This is a genomic window from Terrisporobacter glycolicus ATCC 14880 = DSM 1288 (assembly GCF_036812735.1).
In the GTDB taxonomy this organism is placed as follows: Bacteria; Bacillota; Clostridia; order Peptostreptococcales; family Peptostreptococcaceae; genus Terrisporobacter; species Terrisporobacter glycolicus.
In genome coordinates, this window is record NZ_CP117523.1 from 202,032 (window position 1) to 218,652 (window position 16,621).

At 30.2% G+C, this 16,621-nt stretch carries 19 protein-coding genes; 17 read left to right on the top strand and 2 right to left on the bottom strand.

Annotated elements, in window-relative coordinates:
- Window positions 1-54: 54 nt before the first annotated feature.
- The 14 genes from atpF (at window position 55) to TEGL_RS01275 (ending at window position 12,089) form a co-directional block, all read left to right on the top strand.
- Entirely contained in the window at window positions 55-555 is a 501-nt protein-coding gene (gene atpF / locus TEGL_RS01210; RefSeq protein WP_018591929.1) for a F0F1 ATP synthase subunit B, read from the top strand.
- Entirely contained in the window at window positions 552-1,094 is a 543-nt protein-coding gene (locus tag TEGL_RS01215; RefSeq protein WP_018591928.1) for a F0F1 ATP synthase subunit delta, read from the top strand. Before atpF ends, TEGL_RS01215 begins: the two co-directional genes overlap by 4 nt.
- A gap of 15 nt (window positions 1,095-1,109) precedes the next feature.
- Window positions 1,110-2,612, top strand: coding sequence for a F0F1 ATP synthase subunit alpha (gene atpA / locus TEGL_RS01220; RefSeq protein WP_018591927.1), 1,503 nt, complete (start codon window positions 1,110-1,112; stop codon window positions 2,610-2,612).
- Window positions 2,613-2,639: 27 nt separating this feature from the next.
- Window positions 2,640-3,509, top strand: coding sequence for an ATP synthase F1 subunit gamma (gene atpG / locus TEGL_RS01225; protein WP_018591926.1), 870 nt, complete (start codon window positions 2,640-2,642; stop codon window positions 3,507-3,509).
- A 12-nt stretch (window positions 3,510-3,521) separates the two neighbouring features.
- Window positions 3,522-4,916, top strand: a complete 1,395-nt coding sequence (gene atpD / locus TEGL_RS01230; protein ID WP_018591925.1) for a F0F1 ATP synthase subunit beta — start codon at window positions 3,522-3,524, stop codon at window positions 4,914-4,916.
- Between the two features lie 3 nt (window positions 4,917-4,919).
- The gene (locus TEGL_RS01235) at window positions 4,920-5,183 is read left to right on the top strand and encodes a F0F1 ATP synthase subunit epsilon (RefSeq protein WP_018591924.1); all 264 of its coding nucleotides are present in this window, start codon (window positions 4,920-4,922) and stop codon (window positions 5,181-5,183) included.
- A 170-nt stretch (window positions 5,184-5,353) separates the two neighbouring features.
- Window positions 5,354-5,731 carry a holo-ACP synthase gene (gene acpS, locus TEGL_RS01240; RefSeq protein WP_018591923.1) on the top strand — a complete coding sequence of 126 codons (378 nt, stop codon included), beginning with the start codon at window positions 5,354-5,356 and terminating at the stop codon, window positions 5,729-5,731.
- A 54-nt stretch (window positions 5,732-5,785) separates the two neighbouring features.
- Entirely contained in the window at window positions 5,786-6,379 is a 594-nt protein-coding gene (gerS, locus tag TEGL_RS01245) for a germination lipoprotein GerS (protein ID WP_018591922.1), read from the top strand.
- Between the two features lie 340 nt (window positions 6,380-6,719).
- Window positions 6,720-7,001: a hypothetical protein gene (locus TEGL_RS01250; RefSeq protein ID WP_018591921.1), complete on the top strand. Its 282-nt coding sequence runs from the start codon at window positions 6,720-6,722 to the stop codon at window positions 6,999-7,001.
- Window positions 6,994-7,359 (top strand): type II toxin-antitoxin system PemK/MazF family toxin, encoded by a 366-nt coding sequence (locus tag TEGL_RS01255; protein WP_018591920.1) that lies wholly within the window; start codon window positions 6,994-6,996, stop codon window positions 7,357-7,359. The genes TEGL_RS01250 and TEGL_RS01255 overlap by 8 nt, the downstream gene beginning before the upstream one ends.
- Before the next feature lie 155 nt (window positions 7,360-7,514).
- Window positions 7,515-8,342 carry a transketolase gene (locus TEGL_RS01260; RefSeq protein WP_018591919.1) on the top strand — a complete coding sequence of 276 codons (828 nt, stop codon included), beginning with the start codon at window positions 7,515-7,517 and terminating at the stop codon, window positions 8,340-8,342.
- On the top strand, window positions 8,335-9,264 hold the full coding sequence (locus TEGL_RS01265) for a transketolase family protein (RefSeq protein ID WP_018591918.1): 930 nt from the start codon (window positions 8,335-8,337) through the stop codon (window positions 9,262-9,264). The genes TEGL_RS01260 and TEGL_RS01265 overlap by 8 nt, the downstream gene beginning before the upstream one ends.
- Before the next feature lie 147 nt (window positions 9,265-9,411).
- On the top strand, window positions 9,412-9,837 hold the full coding sequence (locus TEGL_RS01270) for a hypothetical protein (protein ID WP_018591917.1): 426 nt from the start codon (window positions 9,412-9,414) through the stop codon (window positions 9,835-9,837).
- A 239-nt stretch (window positions 9,838-10,076) separates the two neighbouring features.
- Window positions 10,077-12,089, top strand: coding sequence for a methyl-accepting chemotaxis protein (locus TEGL_RS01275; RefSeq protein WP_018591916.1), 2,013 nt, complete (start codon window positions 10,077-10,079; stop codon window positions 12,087-12,089).
- Between the two features lie 56 nt (window positions 12,090-12,145).
- On the opposite strand, the gene TEGL_RS01280 is transcribed toward TEGL_RS01275, so the two are convergent.
- A complete protein-coding gene (locus TEGL_RS01280) occupies window positions 12,146-12,715 on the bottom strand; it encodes a 5-formyltetrahydrofolate cyclo-ligase (RefSeq protein WP_018591915.1) in 570 nt (189 codons plus the stop codon).
- Window positions 12,716-12,883: 168 nt separating this feature from the next.
- On the opposite strand from TEGL_RS01280, the gene TEGL_RS01285 reads away from it, so the two are divergent.
- Window positions 12,884-14,038, top strand: a complete 1,155-nt coding sequence (locus TEGL_RS01285) for a S41 family peptidase (RefSeq protein ID WP_018591914.1) — start codon at window positions 12,884-12,886, stop codon at window positions 14,036-14,038.
- Window positions 14,039-14,579: 541 nt separating this feature from the next.
- Here TEGL_RS01285 and TEGL_RS01290 read toward each other — a convergent pair.
- Window positions 14,580-14,771, bottom strand: a complete 192-nt coding sequence (locus tag TEGL_RS01290) for a hypothetical protein (protein ID WP_018591912.1) — start codon at window positions 14,769-14,771, stop codon at window positions 14,580-14,582.
- Between the two features lie 223 nt (window positions 14,772-14,994).
- Between TEGL_RS01290 and cobT the strand changes: the two genes are divergently transcribed.
- A complete protein-coding gene (cobT, locus tag TEGL_RS01295) occupies window positions 14,995-16,041 on the top strand; it encodes a nicotinate-nucleotide--dimethylbenzimidazole phosphoribosyltransferase (protein ID WP_018591911.1) in 1,047 nt (348 codons plus the stop codon).
- A gap of 20 nt (window positions 16,042-16,061) precedes the next feature.
- Complete coding sequence (cobU, locus tag TEGL_RS01300; RefSeq protein ID WP_018591910.1) at window positions 16,062-16,619, top strand: bifunctional adenosylcobinamide kinase/adenosylcobinamide-phosphate guanylyltransferase; 558 nt, start codon at window positions 16,062-16,064, stop codon at window positions 16,617-16,619.
- Window positions 16,620-16,621 lie beyond the last annotated feature (2 nt).

The following is a 16,621-nucleotide window of genomic DNA, read 5'->3' on the forward strand; positions in this document are numbered from 1 at the left end:
TATAAATTACTCTCCTAACTATAAATTATGGATGATGGAAAGGAGGATTAGTAGATGGGTGTTAAACCAGTAGTAACCATAACTTGGGAATTAGCTATTCAGATAGTAAATACAATTGTTTTATTTTGGATACTAAGAAAAATTTTATTCAAACCAGTTTTGAATATAATAGATGCTAGAGAAAAGGCAATAAAAACAGATATAGCTACAGGAGAGCAAGCAAAAAGTGAAGGTTTAGCTTTTAAAGCTGAATATGAACAAAAACTTGCAATTGCTAAAAATGAAGGTCAAGAAATCATTAAGCAAGCAACTTTTAGAGCTGAGCAAAAGTCTGATGAAATAATATCTACTGCAAAAGAAGAAGCAACTAACTTAAAAGAAAGAGCTAATAAAGATATAGCACAAGAAAAAGAAAAAGTTATGAATGAACTTAAAAATGATATTTCTAACATAGCTATACTTGCTGCTTCTAAGGTAATTGAAGAAGATATTGACCAAGCTAAACATGAGGAAATGATAAACAAATTTATCGAAGAGGTGGGCGAAGCTAAATGATAGATATAATAGCTAACAGATATGCAGAAGCCCTATTCCAACTAAGTGAAGATGAAAATATCACTAAAGAAATTTATAATGAATTACACAATGTAGTAGAGACAGTAAAAAATAATAAGGATTTAGATAATGTGTTAAGATCGCCTTTAGTAGCTAAAATCGAAAAGGTTAAACTAATTGAATCATTATTTAATAATAAAATAAATAATAACTTAAAAAATTTCTTAAAAATACTAGTTGAGAAGGGAAGAATATCTTCTTTAAAATCAATAGAATTAACATTTAAGCAATTACTAAATGATAAAAATAATATAATCGAAGGTACTGTAATAAGTGCCATTCCTTTAACTGATAATAAGGTTAAAGAACTTGAAGAAAAACTTTCAAAAAAATATAATAAAAATGTTACTTTAGAGAATAAAGTTGACCAAAGTATATTAGGTGGGGTTTTAGTAAGATTAGGAAATACTCAAATTGACGGATCTGTAAAAACTCGTTTAGATAATATAAAAGACCAACTTTCTCAAGTAATTTCTTAGGAGGGCGGTGAACCCATGAACTTAAGACCTGAAGAAATAAGTTCTATAATTAAACAACAAATTAAGAATTATGATAATAAAATAGAAATGACTGATACTGGTAGCGTACTAAAAGTAGGTGACGGTATCGCAACTATATATGGACTAGAAAACGTAATGTCTAGTGAACTTTTAGAATTCCCTGGAGAGGTATATGGAATGGCCCTTAACTTAGAGGAAGATGTTGTTGGGGCTGTTATATTTGGTGATGACAGTGGAATCAAAGAAGGAGATATAGTTAAAAGAACAGGAAGAATAGTTGAAGTTCCTGTTGGAGAAGCATTAATAGGTAGAGTTGTAAGTCCACTTGGTTTACCTATAGACGGTAAAGGACCTATAAATACTGATAAAACAAGACCAGTTGAAAATAAAGCATCTGGTATAATGGCAAGACAATCAGTTTGTGAACCATTACAAACTGGTATAAAAGCTATAGACTCTATGATACCAATAGGTAGAGGACAAAGAGAACTTATCATAGGTGATAGACAAACTGGTAAGACTTCTATAGTTATAGATACTATATTAAATCAAAAAGGTAAAGATGTTATATGTATATACGTTGCAATAGGACAAAAACGTTCTACAGTTGCACAACTTGTTAGTACATTAGAAAAAGGTGGAGCAATGGATTACACAATAGTTGTATCAGCTACAGCTTCTGAATCTGCACCACTTCAATACCTTGCACCATATGCAGGAGCTGCAATGGGTGAAGAGTTCATGTTCAATGGTAAACATGTTCTAATAGTATATGATGATTTAAGTAAACAAGCAGTTGCTTACAGAGAGATGTCATTACTACTTAGAAGACCACCAGGACGTGAAGCTTATCCAGGAGATGTATTCTACCTACATTCAAGATTACTAGAAAGAGCTGCTAAGTTATCTGATGAATTAGGTGGAGGATCTATGACTGCACTTCCAATCATAGAAACTCAAGCAGGAGACGTTTCTGCATATATACCAACTAACGTTATATCAATAACTGATGGACAAATATACTTACAACCAGAATTGTTCTATTCAGGTATAAGACCAGCAGTTGACCCTGGTATATCAGTATCAAGGGTTGGTGGTGATGCTCAAATTAAATCAATGAAAAAAGTTGCAGGTACATTAAAACTTGCTTACTCACAATATAGAGAACTTGCATCATTCTCTCAATTTGGATCAGACTTAGACGAAGATACTAAGAAGAGACTTGCTCAAGGGGAAAGAATAGTTGCGGTTTTAAAACAAAATGAAACTGACCCTATAGCAGTTCAAGACCAAGTTATGATAATATTTGCTGTTATAAATAACTTCTTAGAAGATATACCAGTAAGTAATGTATCAAGATTTGAAAAAGAATTATTCAGATTTGTGGATGAAAACTATCCAGAAGTATCTAAAAAAATATTAGCAGCAGAAGATTTCTCTTCTGATTTAACAAACGCAATAGTAGAATTTAAGAAAAAGTTTGTTGTTGAAGCGTAATCCTTTTTACAAAAGGAGGTAAATTAATTGGCAGGAGCTGGAATTAAAGAGATTAAAACGCGTATTAACAGTGTTAATAGTACAAAGCAGGTTACTAAAGCTATGGAACTTGTTGCTTCTTCAAAAATGAGAAAAGCAAAAGATAGAGCTTTAGCAGCTAGACCGTACTTTGGAACAATGTACGATACAGTGAAGGATATAGCTACAAGTACTCGTGGCGTTAGAAATGTATTCTTAAAACAAAGAGAAGTAAAAAATAGATGTTATATTATTGTTGCAGGGGATAGAGGACTTGCAGGAGGATATAACTCGAATATAATGAAATTAACACTTAGTCATATGGATGGAAAAAAAGAAAAAGTTATGACTGTAGGTAAAAAAGCTACGGAATTTTTCCAAAAAAGAGGTTATGACATATTAAAGTCAGCAGAAAGTGTTGAAAAATGTGACTATGATGAAACATTAGCTTTTGCAGAGAAAGCTATGGATTTATATAAAAAAGGTGAAATTGATGAAGTATATATGGTATATACAGAATTTGTATCTCCTTTAACTCAAAGTCCAAAATTGTTAAAAGTGCTACCTTTAGCATTTGAAAAAGAAGAAAATAAGGAAACAAAAGAGCAAGCTGCAAAAGGAGCTAGAGTTCAATATTTACCATCGGCAGAAGTTGTTTTAGGCCACATAATACCTAAATATGTTTCTGGTATAGTTTATGATGGAGTTATAGAATCTTTCGCATCAGAACAAGCTGCGAGAAGAACTGCCATGAGTTCAGCAACTGATAATGCAGACGAAATGCTATCTAATTTAGAGTTGAGTTACAACAGAGCGAGACAATCAGCTGTAACTCAAGAAATAACAGAGATAGTAGGCGGAGTAGAGGCTCTAAAATAAGGAGGTTAGGAAATGGCCAACGTAGGGAAAATAGTATCAATCGTAGGTGTTGTACTAGATGTTAAGTTTGATAATGAAAATAGCCTACCTAACTTATTAAACGCATTAGTTATAAAGTTAGGAGATCAAGAAATAGTTGCTGAAGTTGCACAACATATAGGTGATGATACAGTTAGATGTATATCAATGAGTGCTACAGATGGACTAGTTAGAGGAATGGAAGCAATAGATACAGGAAGACCAATAAGTGTTCCTGTTGGAGATGCTACATTAGGAAGAATATTCAACGTTCTTGGAGAACCAGTTGATGATGCACCAGCGCCAAAAGATGCACCGGAGTTGCCTATACATAGATCGGCACCAGAGTATAATGATATAGCAAGTACTGCTGAAATACTTGAAACAGGTATAAAAGTAGTTGACTTACTAGTACCATACTTAAAAGGTGGTAAAATAGGTCTATTCGGTGGTGCTGGAGTTGGAAAAACAGTTCTTATACAAGAACTTATAAACAATATAGCTAAACAACACGGTGGTATATCAGTATTCGCAGGTGTTGGAGAAAGAACAAGAGAAGGTAACGATCTTTACCATGAAATGAAAGATTCTGGAGTTATAAATAAAACAGCTCTAGTATTCGGACAAATGAACGAGCCACCAGGAGCTAGAATGAGGGTTGCCTTATCTGGACTTACTATGGCTGAGTATTTCAGAGATGAACAAAATCAAGACGTTCTTTTATTCGTAGATAATATATTCCGTTTCACACAAGCAGGTTCAGAAGTTTCTGCCCTACTTGGACGTATGCCTTCAGCAGTTGGATACCAACCAACGCTTGCTACAGAAATGGGTAACTTACAAGAAAGAATAACATCAACTAAGAAAGGATCTATAACATCTGTTCAAGCTGTTTATGTACCTGCGGATGACTTAACTGACCCAGCGCCAGCAACAACATTTGCTCACTTAGATGCAAAAACAGTTTTATCTAGATCTATAGCATCTCTAGGTATATACCCTGCAGTTGATCCACTTGAATCAACTTCTAGAGTATTAGACCCTAAAATAGTTGGTGAAGAACATTATGCAGTAGCCAGAGGAGTGCAATCTATACTTCAAAGATATAAAGAATTACAAGATATAATAGCTATACTTGGTATGGATGAATTATCTGATGAGGATAAAGTAATAGTTGCTCGTGCAAGAAAGATACAAAGATTCCTTTCTCAATCTTTCACAGTTGCAGAACAATTTACAGGATTCCCAGGTAAATATGTACCAGTTAAAGAAACTGTAAGAGGTTTCAAAGAAATACTTGAAGGAAAACATGACGACTTACCAGAATCAGCATTCTTATTTGTTGGATCAATAGATGAAGCTGTTGCGAAAGCAAAGGAGAGTAGATAGGTCATGGCAAATATATTTGCATTAGAAATAGTTACTCCAAGTGAAGTTTTTTACCAAGGCGAGGTTGAAATGGTGATAACTAGAACAACACAAGGTGATAGGGCTATATTAAAAGACCATATACCTTTCGTTGTTGGTTTAGTTGATGGAGAATTAAGAATAAAAAAAGATGGCAAGTTCAAATCTGGCCAAATATCTGGTGGTTTCATGACTGTTAGTAAAGAAAAAACTACTATACTAACTGAGTCTGCTAAATGGAACGATTAAGCCTGTGGGCTTTAAAACTAGAATATAATATTAAATAAAAAGACTAGGAATACTCCTAGTCTTTTTATTTTGTCTAAAACTAATATTTAGTAAAAATATTATTAATGGTAATAGAATTGCTTATAATAAGGTATGATAATTATATTAGAGATAATTTATGGGAGGAAAAAATGAATATTTTAGATATAGGGACAGATATTATAGAAGTAGAGAGAATTAAAAATGCATTAAATAAAAGAGGTGATTTTCTAAAAAAAATATTCACAGAAAGAGAAATAGAAATGTTTGAGGGAAAGGGGAATAATCCTCAAACCATAGCTGGTAATTTTGCAGCAAAAGAAGCTATTAGTAAATCCTTGGGATTGGGCATAAGGGGTTATAATTTTAAAGATATAGAAATACTTAGAAATGATTTAGGGAAGCCTATAGTAAAAACTTATAATAATTTGGAACAGATTTGCATACAATATAGTGTTTTAGAAATAAAGGTAAGCATATCTCATAGTGAGAACTATGCTGTTGCAAATGCTATAACAATTACAACGTAAAAATAAGATATATTTAAATATACCAATGAATAAAAATAAATTAGGAGGTACTTTGTGAAAAATAAGTGGTATTCGTTACTAATAATAATTATTTCAATAATTACTCTATATAGTGTTGGATGTGGAAGAAAAGAATATACAAAGGAAGAAGTATATGAGGATTTTCAAAACCAAATTTCAAAAATTGAATCATATACTTGTACTGCAAAAGTAGAAGCTATAGGTAATAAGGAGAATACTACCTATATTTTTAAACACACATATAAAAAACCGGATTATTATAAGTTAGAAGTCAAGTCACCAAAGAATTTGCAAGGAAAAACTATTGAATATAAGGGGGATAAAGTTCTAGTTAGTAACCCTAGTATTAATGATACAATAGAACTTCCTAATATAAATAATGATAGTCATTATTTATTTATTGGAGATTTTATAAAAAACTATATGCAAAATGAATCAATAATTTTAGAAGTTACAGAACGTGAATTAAAAATAGAAACAGAAATACCAGGCGATAATAAATATTTCAATAAACAAATTTTATATGTAGACAATAAGACTAAAAATCCAAATAAAATGGAAATACTAGATAATGAAGATAAACCTATATTTATAGTAACATATGAAGATTTTAAGTATGAAAAATAAAAAAAGTAGTATAAACAACTTAAGAGAAATCTAGATGACATAATAATTTGTTTTACAAAAATAAAAAAGATATTAAAAGTCATAACAAAGCTATTATTAATGAATAAGTTGTATAGTAAATTTTTGCTCCAAAAACTATTATTTGAGACATAAAAAAAGTTGTGTAGGTTATAATATTTAACATGAGGTGTATAAAAATTAAAATAAGAGAAAAATAAATTTAATTTTGCTTACTAAATACACGACAAATGAACGTACTTATATGGAAACAAATGCAATTTTACAATTAGTTAGGAATCTGATAAAATATAAGAGATATTGTTCTCTGGGAGGCGATTTTGTGAGCAATAAAAATAAAGAAAAAATTATGTTTACTTTACCCGACTATATTTTATCTGAGGTGGATCAAATAGTTCAGATGGAAAATAGTAATAGGGAAGATTTTGCAAAGGCTGCTTTTCAGTTTTATATAACCCAAAAAAAGAAAATTAACTTAAAAGAAAGTATGATAAAGGGTTATAAAGAAATGGCTAAAATCAACTTATCATTAGCAGAGCTTGGTATGACAGATGACGTATCTTTGGATGATGATTCTGAAGGAGATATAGCCAAAGTTGAATAATCTTGGCTTAGATATTAAGCGAGGAGATTTATTTTATGCAGATTTAAGTCCAGTTATTGGCTCGGAGCAAGGAGGCGTTAGACCTGTTTTAATAATCCAAAATAATATAGGAAATAAATATAGCCCGACGGTTATAATTGCTGCTATAACATCCCAGATTAATAAAGCAAAATTGCCTACTCATATAGAAATAAGTTCCAGTGAATATGGACTTAATAAAGATTCTGTAATTCTCTTAGAGCAAATTAGAACCATAGACAAAAAGCGGCTGAGAGAAAAAATAGGTTATCTAGATAATAAAACTATGCTAAAAGTAAATAATGGACTGCAAATAAGTTTAGATTTATTTAGCGTATAAAAAATTATTGATATAGTAGCATATCAATAATTTTTTTGTTTTATATACAAAAAACACAAAAAAACACCATAAAGATGTTATAATATAATGAGATTTAAATACAATATGGCTAATTAACCAATAGCCTCAGTATATAACTTAGGGAGGTAAATTACATGAGAGACCATAAAGGATTAAATGAAATTACTAATGTAATAAGAAAAGACATTGTCTCAATGATATGTAAATCAAAATCAGGACATCCGGGAGGTTCATTATCAGCAGTTGAGATTTTAACAGCTCTTTATTTTGATCAAATGAATATTGACCCAACAAATCCAAAAATGGAAGATAGAGATAGATTTGTTTTATCAAAAGGTCATGCAGCTCCAGCTTTATATGCAACATTAGCTGAAAGAGGATACTTTGAGAAAGAAGAGTTAAATCATTTAAGAAAATTAGGAAGTATGCTTCAAGGCCATCCTGATATGAAAAAGGTACCTGGTGTTGAAATGTCAACAGGTTCATTAGGACAAGGTTTTTCTGTTGCATGTGGAATGGCTATGGCAGCTAAATTAGACAACGCTCCATGGAATGTATATGCATTATTAGGAGATGGAGAAGTTCAAGAAGGAATAATATGGGAAGCTGCTATGAGTGCGGCTCATTACAAGCTTGATAACATGATAGCATTCCTTGATTATAATGGACTTCAAATTGATGGAGAAGTTGAGTCAGTAATGAGTATTAATCCTATAGAAGATAAATTTAGGACTTTTGGATGGAATGTAATAACTATTGATGGTCATGATTTCGACCAAATATTTGCAGCTCTAGATATGGCAAAAGATACAGTAGACAAACCAACAATGATAATAGCTAAAACAGTAAAAGGTAAAGGCGTGTCTTTCATGGAAAACCAAGCGTCATGGCATGGAAGTGCACCAAGTGAGGAACAACTTGAACAAGCATTATCAGAATTAGGAGGTGCTTTCCATGAGTAAAATAGCAACTAGGGAGGCTTACGGAAAAGCTTTAGTTAAATTAGGCAAAATAAATGATGATGTAGTAGTTTTAGATGCAGATTTATCTAAATCAACTAAAACAAATGACTTTTTAAAAGCATATCCAAATAGATTTTTTAACATGGGTATAGCAGAGCAAAATTTAGTAGGAGCTGCTTGTGGTTTTGCGGCAGCAGGTAAAATACCTTTTGCAAGTACATTTGCTATGTTTGCAACTGGAAGAGCGTTCGAAGTAATAAGAAACTCAGTATGCTATCCTAAATTAAACGTTAAAATATGTGCTACACATGCAGGTATAACTGTTGGAGAAGATGGTGGTTCTCACCAAAGTGTGGAAGATATATCTTTAATGAGATCTATTCCAAATATGACAGTAGTTGTTCCAGCTGATGGAGTTGAAGCTGAAAAGATGATATTTGCTGCAGCAGAATTTAATGGGCCAATGTACGTTAGACTTGGAAGAAGTGCAGTTCCAACAATATTTGAACAAGATTATAATTTTGAAATTGGAAAAGGTGTTGTTCTTAGAGACGGTAACGATGCTACAATAATAGCTTGTGGAATAATGGTTAACGAAGCAATAATAGCTGCAGATATGTTAAAAGAAGAAAACATAAATGCTAGAGTTATCAATATGTCTACAATAAAACCAATAGATACAGAACTTATAATAAAAGCTGCTAAAGAAACTAAAGCAATAATAACAGCAGAAGAACACAGTATAATAGGTGGATTAGGATCAGCTGTAAGTGAAGTTGTATCTGAAAATCATCCTACAATAGTTAAAAAAGTTGGAGTGAATGATAGCTTCGGTGAGTCAGGAACACCAAATGAATTATTAGAAAAATATGGTTTAAATGCTAAGAATATAGTAGAAAAAGTTAAAGAAGCATTAAACTAATAGTATATATAAAAAAGCGTATTTAATATTTTATTAAATACGCTTTTTTAAGTGAAACCATATTGTTTGAGCATATAAACAAAGTAAATTTTTTGCTTCTATCAAAGATTATTTCCTCATATATTTATAAGAGATAGGGGGGATAATGTGGAGATTAAGTTTAATATCAAAGGAGTAATATATGGTGTAATACTAATATTATTTATAGTTTTAGGATTTGTTTTTGTACCTAAATTATTTTTAGATACTTCAAAGCCTGTAGATTTTACAATGGTTCAAAGAGAATCTATTCCAGAAAAAATATTAGATATTATGGATAAGTACGAGGATGAAGAAAGAGCCTTAGCAGTAAAACTAGATGGTAAGATTTACGTTATAGTAACAAGAGGAGAAAAAGAACATGGTATAGGTATAGATAAAATCACTATGGACACAGTAGAAGAAAAAACTGTTATGACAGTAGATATTACATATAAAGACAAGAATAAATCCTATCCTTTTGTAGTTGCTGAAACAAATCTTAAATCTTTACCAGACAAAATACAATTAAATGCCACTAAAGAACAAAAATAAGAAATTTAAACCCCAATTGTTGGAGCTTTGGTCTAATGGTTGGGGTATTTTTCTATAGAATTATTTCTAATAATTATTTATCAGAAAATTACTAATTTTCATTAAGATTTTATGTTTCAATCCGTATATTATCCATACAGGAATATTTTGGTAGAAATGGCACTTATACCTTTATACTATAAATATTATTTTGATATATAAATCGCAAAATACAACGTGGAAGGGGAAGGAATAGACTTATGAAAAGTATTAAAACTAAAATTTTAGCAATGATTGGTGGTATTGCCATTTTAGCTATGATAATTTCTGGTGTGTTTACTATGAATAATACAGTAAAAACTGTATCTAAAAATCAAGAAAGTATTTCCACACTAACTACAAAAAATATAGTTTCCAACATAAATGAATATTTTACAAGGTATAAAACAATGGCAATACAAATGGCGGGGAATACATCTATAAGGAAAGTATTAACAGATGCAACTAGAAAGGATTATAAGAATCATTCATCTTATAAAGATGCATATAAGTCACTTGGATATGTGAAGGAAAAAGATACTCAAATTTTGAATGCATATATTGCTTCAGCAAATGAAGATTTAGCATTTGATAGTGGAACATATTTGAGTGATGAAGGATTTGACTTAAAATCAAGAAATTACTGGTTTTCAAATAGTGAGGATATTGAAAATGGGTTTATTATATCCGAGCCCTATGAAGATTCTGTTACTGGAAATATGGTTGTTACATTTTCAGCACCAGTATATGACGTAAATAATAAAGAAATTATAGGCGTTGCAGCAGTTGATGTTTCTATTGAAGATATAAGTCAGCAAGTGGCAACAATGGAGACTGACTTTAAAGATGGTGGATACACAATGCTTATCTCAAATACTGGACAAGTATTGGCAAGCAAGGATACTGAGAGAGTTCTTAAGAATGTTAGTGATATAGGATTTGATGATAAAATACTTAATGAAATAGATAAAACAACAAATAAAGTAATAAAATATACTGAAAACGGTAAAATGCGTTATGGAATTGTAAGTGATACAAGAGATGCTGGATGGAAAGTGCTTCTAAGTATTAGTAAAGATAGTTACATGGCTTTAGTAAAAACATCTATATTTACTACATTAGGCATTTATTTAATAGCATTTTTAATTCTTATAGTAGCAATTATAGCAGTAACGAAAAGTTTAGTTGCTCCAATTCAAAATCTTATGAATATAACGGAAGAATTAGCAGCAGGAAATCTTGATGCAGAAATAAATATAGAAAGTAAAGATGAAACTGGAAGATTGGCTGAATCAATGAAGAAGCTTGTATTAAGATTGAATGAATATATTATTTATATTGATGAAATATCAGAATCATTAGATAGATTTTCAACAGGAGACTTAAATATTGACTTAAAACAAAATTATGAAGGTGATTTTGCTAAGATAAAAAATTCATTATTACAACTTTCATCTATATTTAAAGAAACTATAGGAAAGATTGTTGAAACTTCAGAAAATGTTGCAGTTGGTTCAAAAGAAATAGCAAATGCAGCACAGGTACTTGCTGAAGGTTCACTGTATCAAGCAAGTACAACAGAAGAATTAACGGCAACAGTAAATGATTTATCAGATAGAGTATCAACAAATGCGGAGAATGCATTAAGTGCATCGAAACAAGTTAAAACTGCTGGGAACCTTGCTATAGAAAGTAATGATCAAATGAAGGAAATGATACTAGCTATTGAAGAAATAAACTCTAAATCAACTCAAATAAGTAAAATTATTAAAGTAATTGAGGATATTTCATTCCAAACAAATATATTGGCTTTAAATGCAGCAGTGGAAGCATCTAGAGCAGGGACTGCAGGCAAAGGATTTGCAGTTGTTGCAGATGAAGTAAGAAATCTAGCTACAAAATCTTCAGATGCATCAAAAGAAACAACTCATTTAATTGAGGAATCAGTTAAAGCTGTACAAAATGGTAATCTTATAGCCGTTAAAACTGGAAAAATGCTTGAAAATGTACTTGAAGAAGTTTCTCAATCAGTAAAATTAATAGATGAAATTTCTTCAGCATCTGTTGAGCAAGCGGCAGCTTTAAAACAAACATTAGAAGGTATTGAACAAATAAGCACAGTTGTCCAAACAAATGCAGCAACAGCTCAAGAAAGTTCAGCAGCAAGCAATGAATTATCAAACCAAGCTCAGATACTTAAAAATGTTGCATCAGGTTTTAAAATTCAGGACTAAATAAAAAAATTAATAAATAAAAAAACTGGTTCCTAAAATTGGAATCAGTTTTTTATTTATTTTGATGTTAATATTGTAGATTCGGTTACTATGTAATCCAATTGAGCATCGTGGTCTTCTTTTGGAACTTTGTCAAAAATTTGTAGATCAAAAGCTATTCCCACAGTAATGGCGTCTTCCCTTATATTCTCAAGGAATCTATCATAAAAACCGCCACCATAGCCAAGTCGGTAACAATCTTTATCATATGCTACGGCTGGTACTATAACCACATCTAAATCTTTTATATCTATGGCAGGAGAGCATTCAGGTTTTGGCTCTTTAATGTTATAAGCACCATATTGAATTCCATTTTCTAAATCTGTAATTTGAGAAGGTATCAATTTTCTTTCGTCTTTTAAAGTTATAGGTGATGCAACAGTTTTGCCTAAGTTCATAAGTCTTTTAATTAAATTGCTTGTGGCAACTTCGTTATTAAAATCTAAATAAAGCATAATAGTTTGTGCGTTTTTAATACAGTCTAACTGAAGTAGTTTTTCTGTGATTATATCTGAGTTGTGTTTAATAAAATCTTTGTTTTTTTCTTTTCTAATCATAATAGCATTCTTTCTAAACTCTTTTTTCATATAATCTACACCTCTTAATTGTGGTATTATATAATTACCTAAATTTTACTTTCCTAATATAGATTTTAGTAAAATTATAGATTTAAAGCAATATAATTGATAAAGAGTAATAAAAAGACAAGCTAGTCATATAATATATAGTAGATTGATTAAAGGAGAGATGAACAAATGATATCTAAGAAAAGGGCTCTTATATATTCTATTATTCTTGTAATAGTAACTATAATTGGCACAACAATGTTTCAAATTACGTTAGGAAATAAAGTAATAATATCGAAAGATTTATATGAATCTTATGCAAAATATAACAAGTTATTGGGTTTAGAAGAACTTATTCAGGAGGGTTACTATAAGGAAGTATCTGGAAATAATTTGGTGGATGGAGCATTAAAAGGATTATTTGAAGGTCTTAATGATCCATATTCACAGTATTACACAGCAGATGAATTTGAAAGTTTAAAAGAACAAACGAGTGGTTCATTTGTTGGGATAGGAGTATACATAGGTGTAAATCCTGAGAATAATAAACTAACAATAATTTCTCCAATAGAAGGTTCACCGGCAGACAAAGCAGGTATTAAATCAGGAGATATAGTTCTGAAAGTTGATGGAGAATCTGTTGAAACTAAAAAGATAGACGATGTAATTAAGCATATAAAAGGAAAAGAAAACACAAATGTTAGTTTAACTGTTCAAAGAAATGCAGAAGAGTTAAGTTTTGATATTAAGAGGGAAACTATAGTAACAAAGAGTGTATCTAATGAAGTTATGGATAATAATATAGGTTACTTAAGAATAAAATCTTTTGATGAAAATACATATAAAGAATTTAAAGAAAACTTAAGTGCATTAGAATCTAAAGGAGTTAAAGGCTTAGTAATAGACTTGAGAGACAATCCAGGAGGATTATTAGATGTTTGCGTAGATATAGCAGATGACTTAATAGGGAAAGGAACTATTGTCTATACAAAAGATAATACAGGTAATAAAGAGTACTATAAATCAGATGACAAACAAGTTGATATGCCGATAGCAGTTTTAATAAACGGAGGAAGTGCATCTGCATCAGAAATTTTAACAGCAGCATTAGTTGATAATAACAAGGCTATAGCCATAGGTGAAACATCTTTTGGTAAAGGCTTAGTACAAAGTGTAAAAGGATTAAAAGATGGTACTGGATATAAATTAACAACTGCTCAGTATTTTACACCAAATGGAGATTATATAAACGGAAAAGGTATTACACCTAAAATTAAAGAGACAAATGAAAATCAACAACTTAAATCAGCATTAGAATATATTAAGAAGGAAATCAAGCAATAAATATATAAATAAACTATATAACAAAAAATAGTTTGAGAGCATGACTCAAAATATAAATATTGTCAATAATTAATATATAAGTAATTATAAAAATAATAGTTATTAAAGTATTGATTAAATAAGGATTAGAATACATGCTACATAATAAAATAACAAATATTTCTACAAATTTTGAGTTTAAAAATTAAAAATCTAATATTTTTTATAAAAAATAATGAAAAATTTAGAGGAAAAAGGTAAATAATCTAGAATTACTTATATAAGTTAATAATCTTAGTTGGGAAGTGAGTTTATGAAGAAAACTATGGCAAAAGTTGTTAACTTTCAAGAATATAAGGAGAAAAAGAAGCATTTAGAAGTTGACAGAAAAGAACTTTTAGAGCTTATTAAACAAATTGTGACTACAAAATAGAAGAAATTGTAACTCTTGATTAAGTTTTTTGAAAGAATAAAAGTAAAAATCATATACTTAGTTGCAAAAACATATATAATTTTGTCATTTCGTTTTACCATAATAAAAGGGAGCTTTTGCTCCCTTTTATTATGTCATTCTTAAACCACTAACATAATCTTGGAACTGTGAAAATTCATTTTCATCTTGAAGATTTACAACTGTAGATTTCTCGTCTTCAAAATTTTTTAGATATATATTTCTATCACCTTCAGCTCCGTCTTGATAAATACATCTATAACCATCTTCATATAGGTTTTTTAAATCATTGAAATTATTCATTCAATCATCTCCTTAAATATATTTATCTATTTATATTTTTTGTTTATAAATAAATACTATTCACCAAAATAAAAATACCTTAAATTCCAAAAAATGCTTAAAAAATACATAAAGTACTAGATAGTTTTTATATATAACAATATAATTATTGTAGGAAACTTAACAAAGAAGATAAATTTTAGACAAATTAAAAAAAACAAAAAAACTAAGGGGGATCGCAACCGTGAATTTAATAGAAAATATATCAAGAAATATTTATCCATTAGAAGAAAAATATATAAAGCAAGCGGAAGAAAGGTTAAATAGGCTTATAAAGCCAACAGGAAGTTTAGGAAAAATGGAACATATTTGTGCACAACTTGCAGGAATATATGGAAGAAAATATTTTGATACATCAAAGAAGGTAATAATAGCTTTTGGAGCAGATCATGGAGTTTATGAAGAAGGTGTAGCACCAGATCCTCAAAATATTACCATATTACAATTTCAAAATTTTCCTAAAAAAATAAATGGTGTTGGGACAATTTCAAAATTTGTAGGAGCTGATGTTTTAGCAGTTGATGTAGGAATAAATTGTGATGAAAAAATAGACGGTGTAATTGATTATAAAATAAGAAAAGGAACATCTAACATGGCAAAAGGACCTGCCATGACGAAATCAGAAGCAGAAAAATGTATATCAATAGGAATAGAAATGGCAGAAAGGTGCATTCAAGATGATTATACTTTAATTGGAATAGGAGAAATGGGAATAGCTAATACTACCCCATCTACTGCTATAATTTCAGTTTTTGGAAATTATGATCCACAAGAAATTACTGGTATAGGAGCAGGCCTAAAAAAAGAGTTAATTGAACATAAAGCAGAAGTAATAAGAAAGTCTATAGAGTTGAATAAACCTAATCCTAAAGATGCAATAGATGTGTTATCTAAAGTAGGTGGATTCGAAATAGGTGCTATGGCAGGCGTAATTATAGGATGTGCAGCAAATAGAATACCTATTGTGCTAGATGGATTTATATCTTATGCAGCGGCACTATTAGCATATCATATTAATCCAAAAACAAAGTATTACATGATAGCTTCTCATTTATCAGCAGAACCAGGAACAAAGAAAGCCTTAGAGATTATGGGACTACAACCATTTTTAGATATGGATATGAGACTAGGAGAAGGAAGTGGAGCAGCACTATCTTTTAATATAATAGAAGCTGCAAATTATGTATATAAAAATATGGCAACATTTGATGAAATAGATATGGGAAGATAAATATCTAAAGGAGAGTAATTATGAGTAATATCATTTTAGTTACAGGTGGAGCAAGATCAGGTAAAAGTAGTTTTGCTGAATCACTTTGTATAAAACAAAATAATAAAACGGCATATATTGCTACGTCAGTAGCATTTGATGATGAAATGAAAAATAGAGTAAAAAAACATCAAGAGAGTAGACCGAAAGATTGGAAAACTTATGAGATATATAAAGATATATATTCCATAGTGGAAGAGTTAGACAAAAATCATGATACAGTAATAATGGACTGTGTAACCCTTATGGTTAATAACTTAATGTTCACTCATGGAATAGAAGTGGATGAAGCTTCTTCTGAAGAATTAAATGAATTAGAAAATTATATAAGAGAACAAATAAATAAATTATTAGAAGCTGTTAAAAAAGCAAATTTATATTTTGTAATAGTAACTAATGAAATTGGAATGGGAATTGTGCCAGAAAATAAACTATCTAGAATATATGGTGATTTTGTTGGAAGGGTAAATCAATTAATAGCTAATTATAGCGATGAAGTTTACTTTGTTGTAAGTGGAATTCCTATGAAAGTGAAGTGATA

What these genes read in the sequence shown, in the direction of transcription:
- TEGL_RS01280 (WP_018591915.1), bottom strand. Translation starts at nt 12,715, where the DNA reads ATGAAAAAAGAGTTTAGAAAGAATGCTATTATGATTAGAAAAGAAAAA.
- TEGL_RS01235 (WP_018591924.1), top strand. Translation starts at nt 4,920, where the DNA reads ATGGCAAATATATTTGCATTAGAAATAGTTACTCCAAGTGAAGTTTTT.
- TEGL_RS01285 (WP_018591914.1), top strand. Translation starts at nt 12,884, where the DNA reads ATGATATCTAAGAAAAGGGCTCTTATATATTCTATTATTCTTGTAATA.
- TEGL_RS01265 (WP_018591918.1), top strand. Translation starts at nt 8,335, where the DNA reads ATGAGTAAAATAGCAACTAGGGAGGCTTACGGAAAAGCTTTAGTTAAA.
- cobU (WP_018591910.1), top strand. Translation starts at nt 16,062, where the DNA reads ATGAGTAATATCATTTTAGTTACAGGTGGAGCAAGATCAGGTAAAAGT.
- TEGL_RS01260 (WP_018591919.1), top strand. Translation starts at nt 7,515, where the DNA reads ATGAGAGACCATAAAGGATTAAATGAAATTACTAATGTAATAAGAAAA.
- TEGL_RS01215 (WP_018591928.1), top strand. Translation starts at nt 552, where the DNA reads ATGATAGATATAATAGCTAACAGATATGCAGAAGCCCTATTCCAACTA.
- acpS (WP_018591923.1), top strand. Translation starts at nt 5,354, where the DNA reads ATGAATATTTTAGATATAGGGACAGATATTATAGAAGTAGAGAGAATT.
- atpF (WP_018591929.1), top strand. Translation starts at nt 55, where the DNA reads ATGGGTGTTAAACCAGTAGTAACCATAACTTGGGAATTAGCTATTCAG.
- atpD (WP_018591925.1), top strand. Translation starts at nt 3,522, where the DNA reads ATGGCCAACGTAGGGAAAATAGTATCAATCGTAGGTGTTGTACTAGAT.
- TEGL_RS01275 (WP_018591916.1), top strand. Translation starts at nt 10,077, where the DNA reads ATGAAAAGTATTAAAACTAAAATTTTAGCAATGATTGGTGGTATTGCC.
- TEGL_RS01290 (WP_018591912.1), bottom strand. Translation starts at nt 14,771, where the DNA reads ATGAATAATTTCAATGATTTAAAAAACCTATATGAAGATGGTTATAGA.
- atpA (WP_018591927.1), top strand. Translation starts at nt 1,110, where the DNA reads ATGAACTTAAGACCTGAAGAAATAAGTTCTATAATTAAACAACAAATT.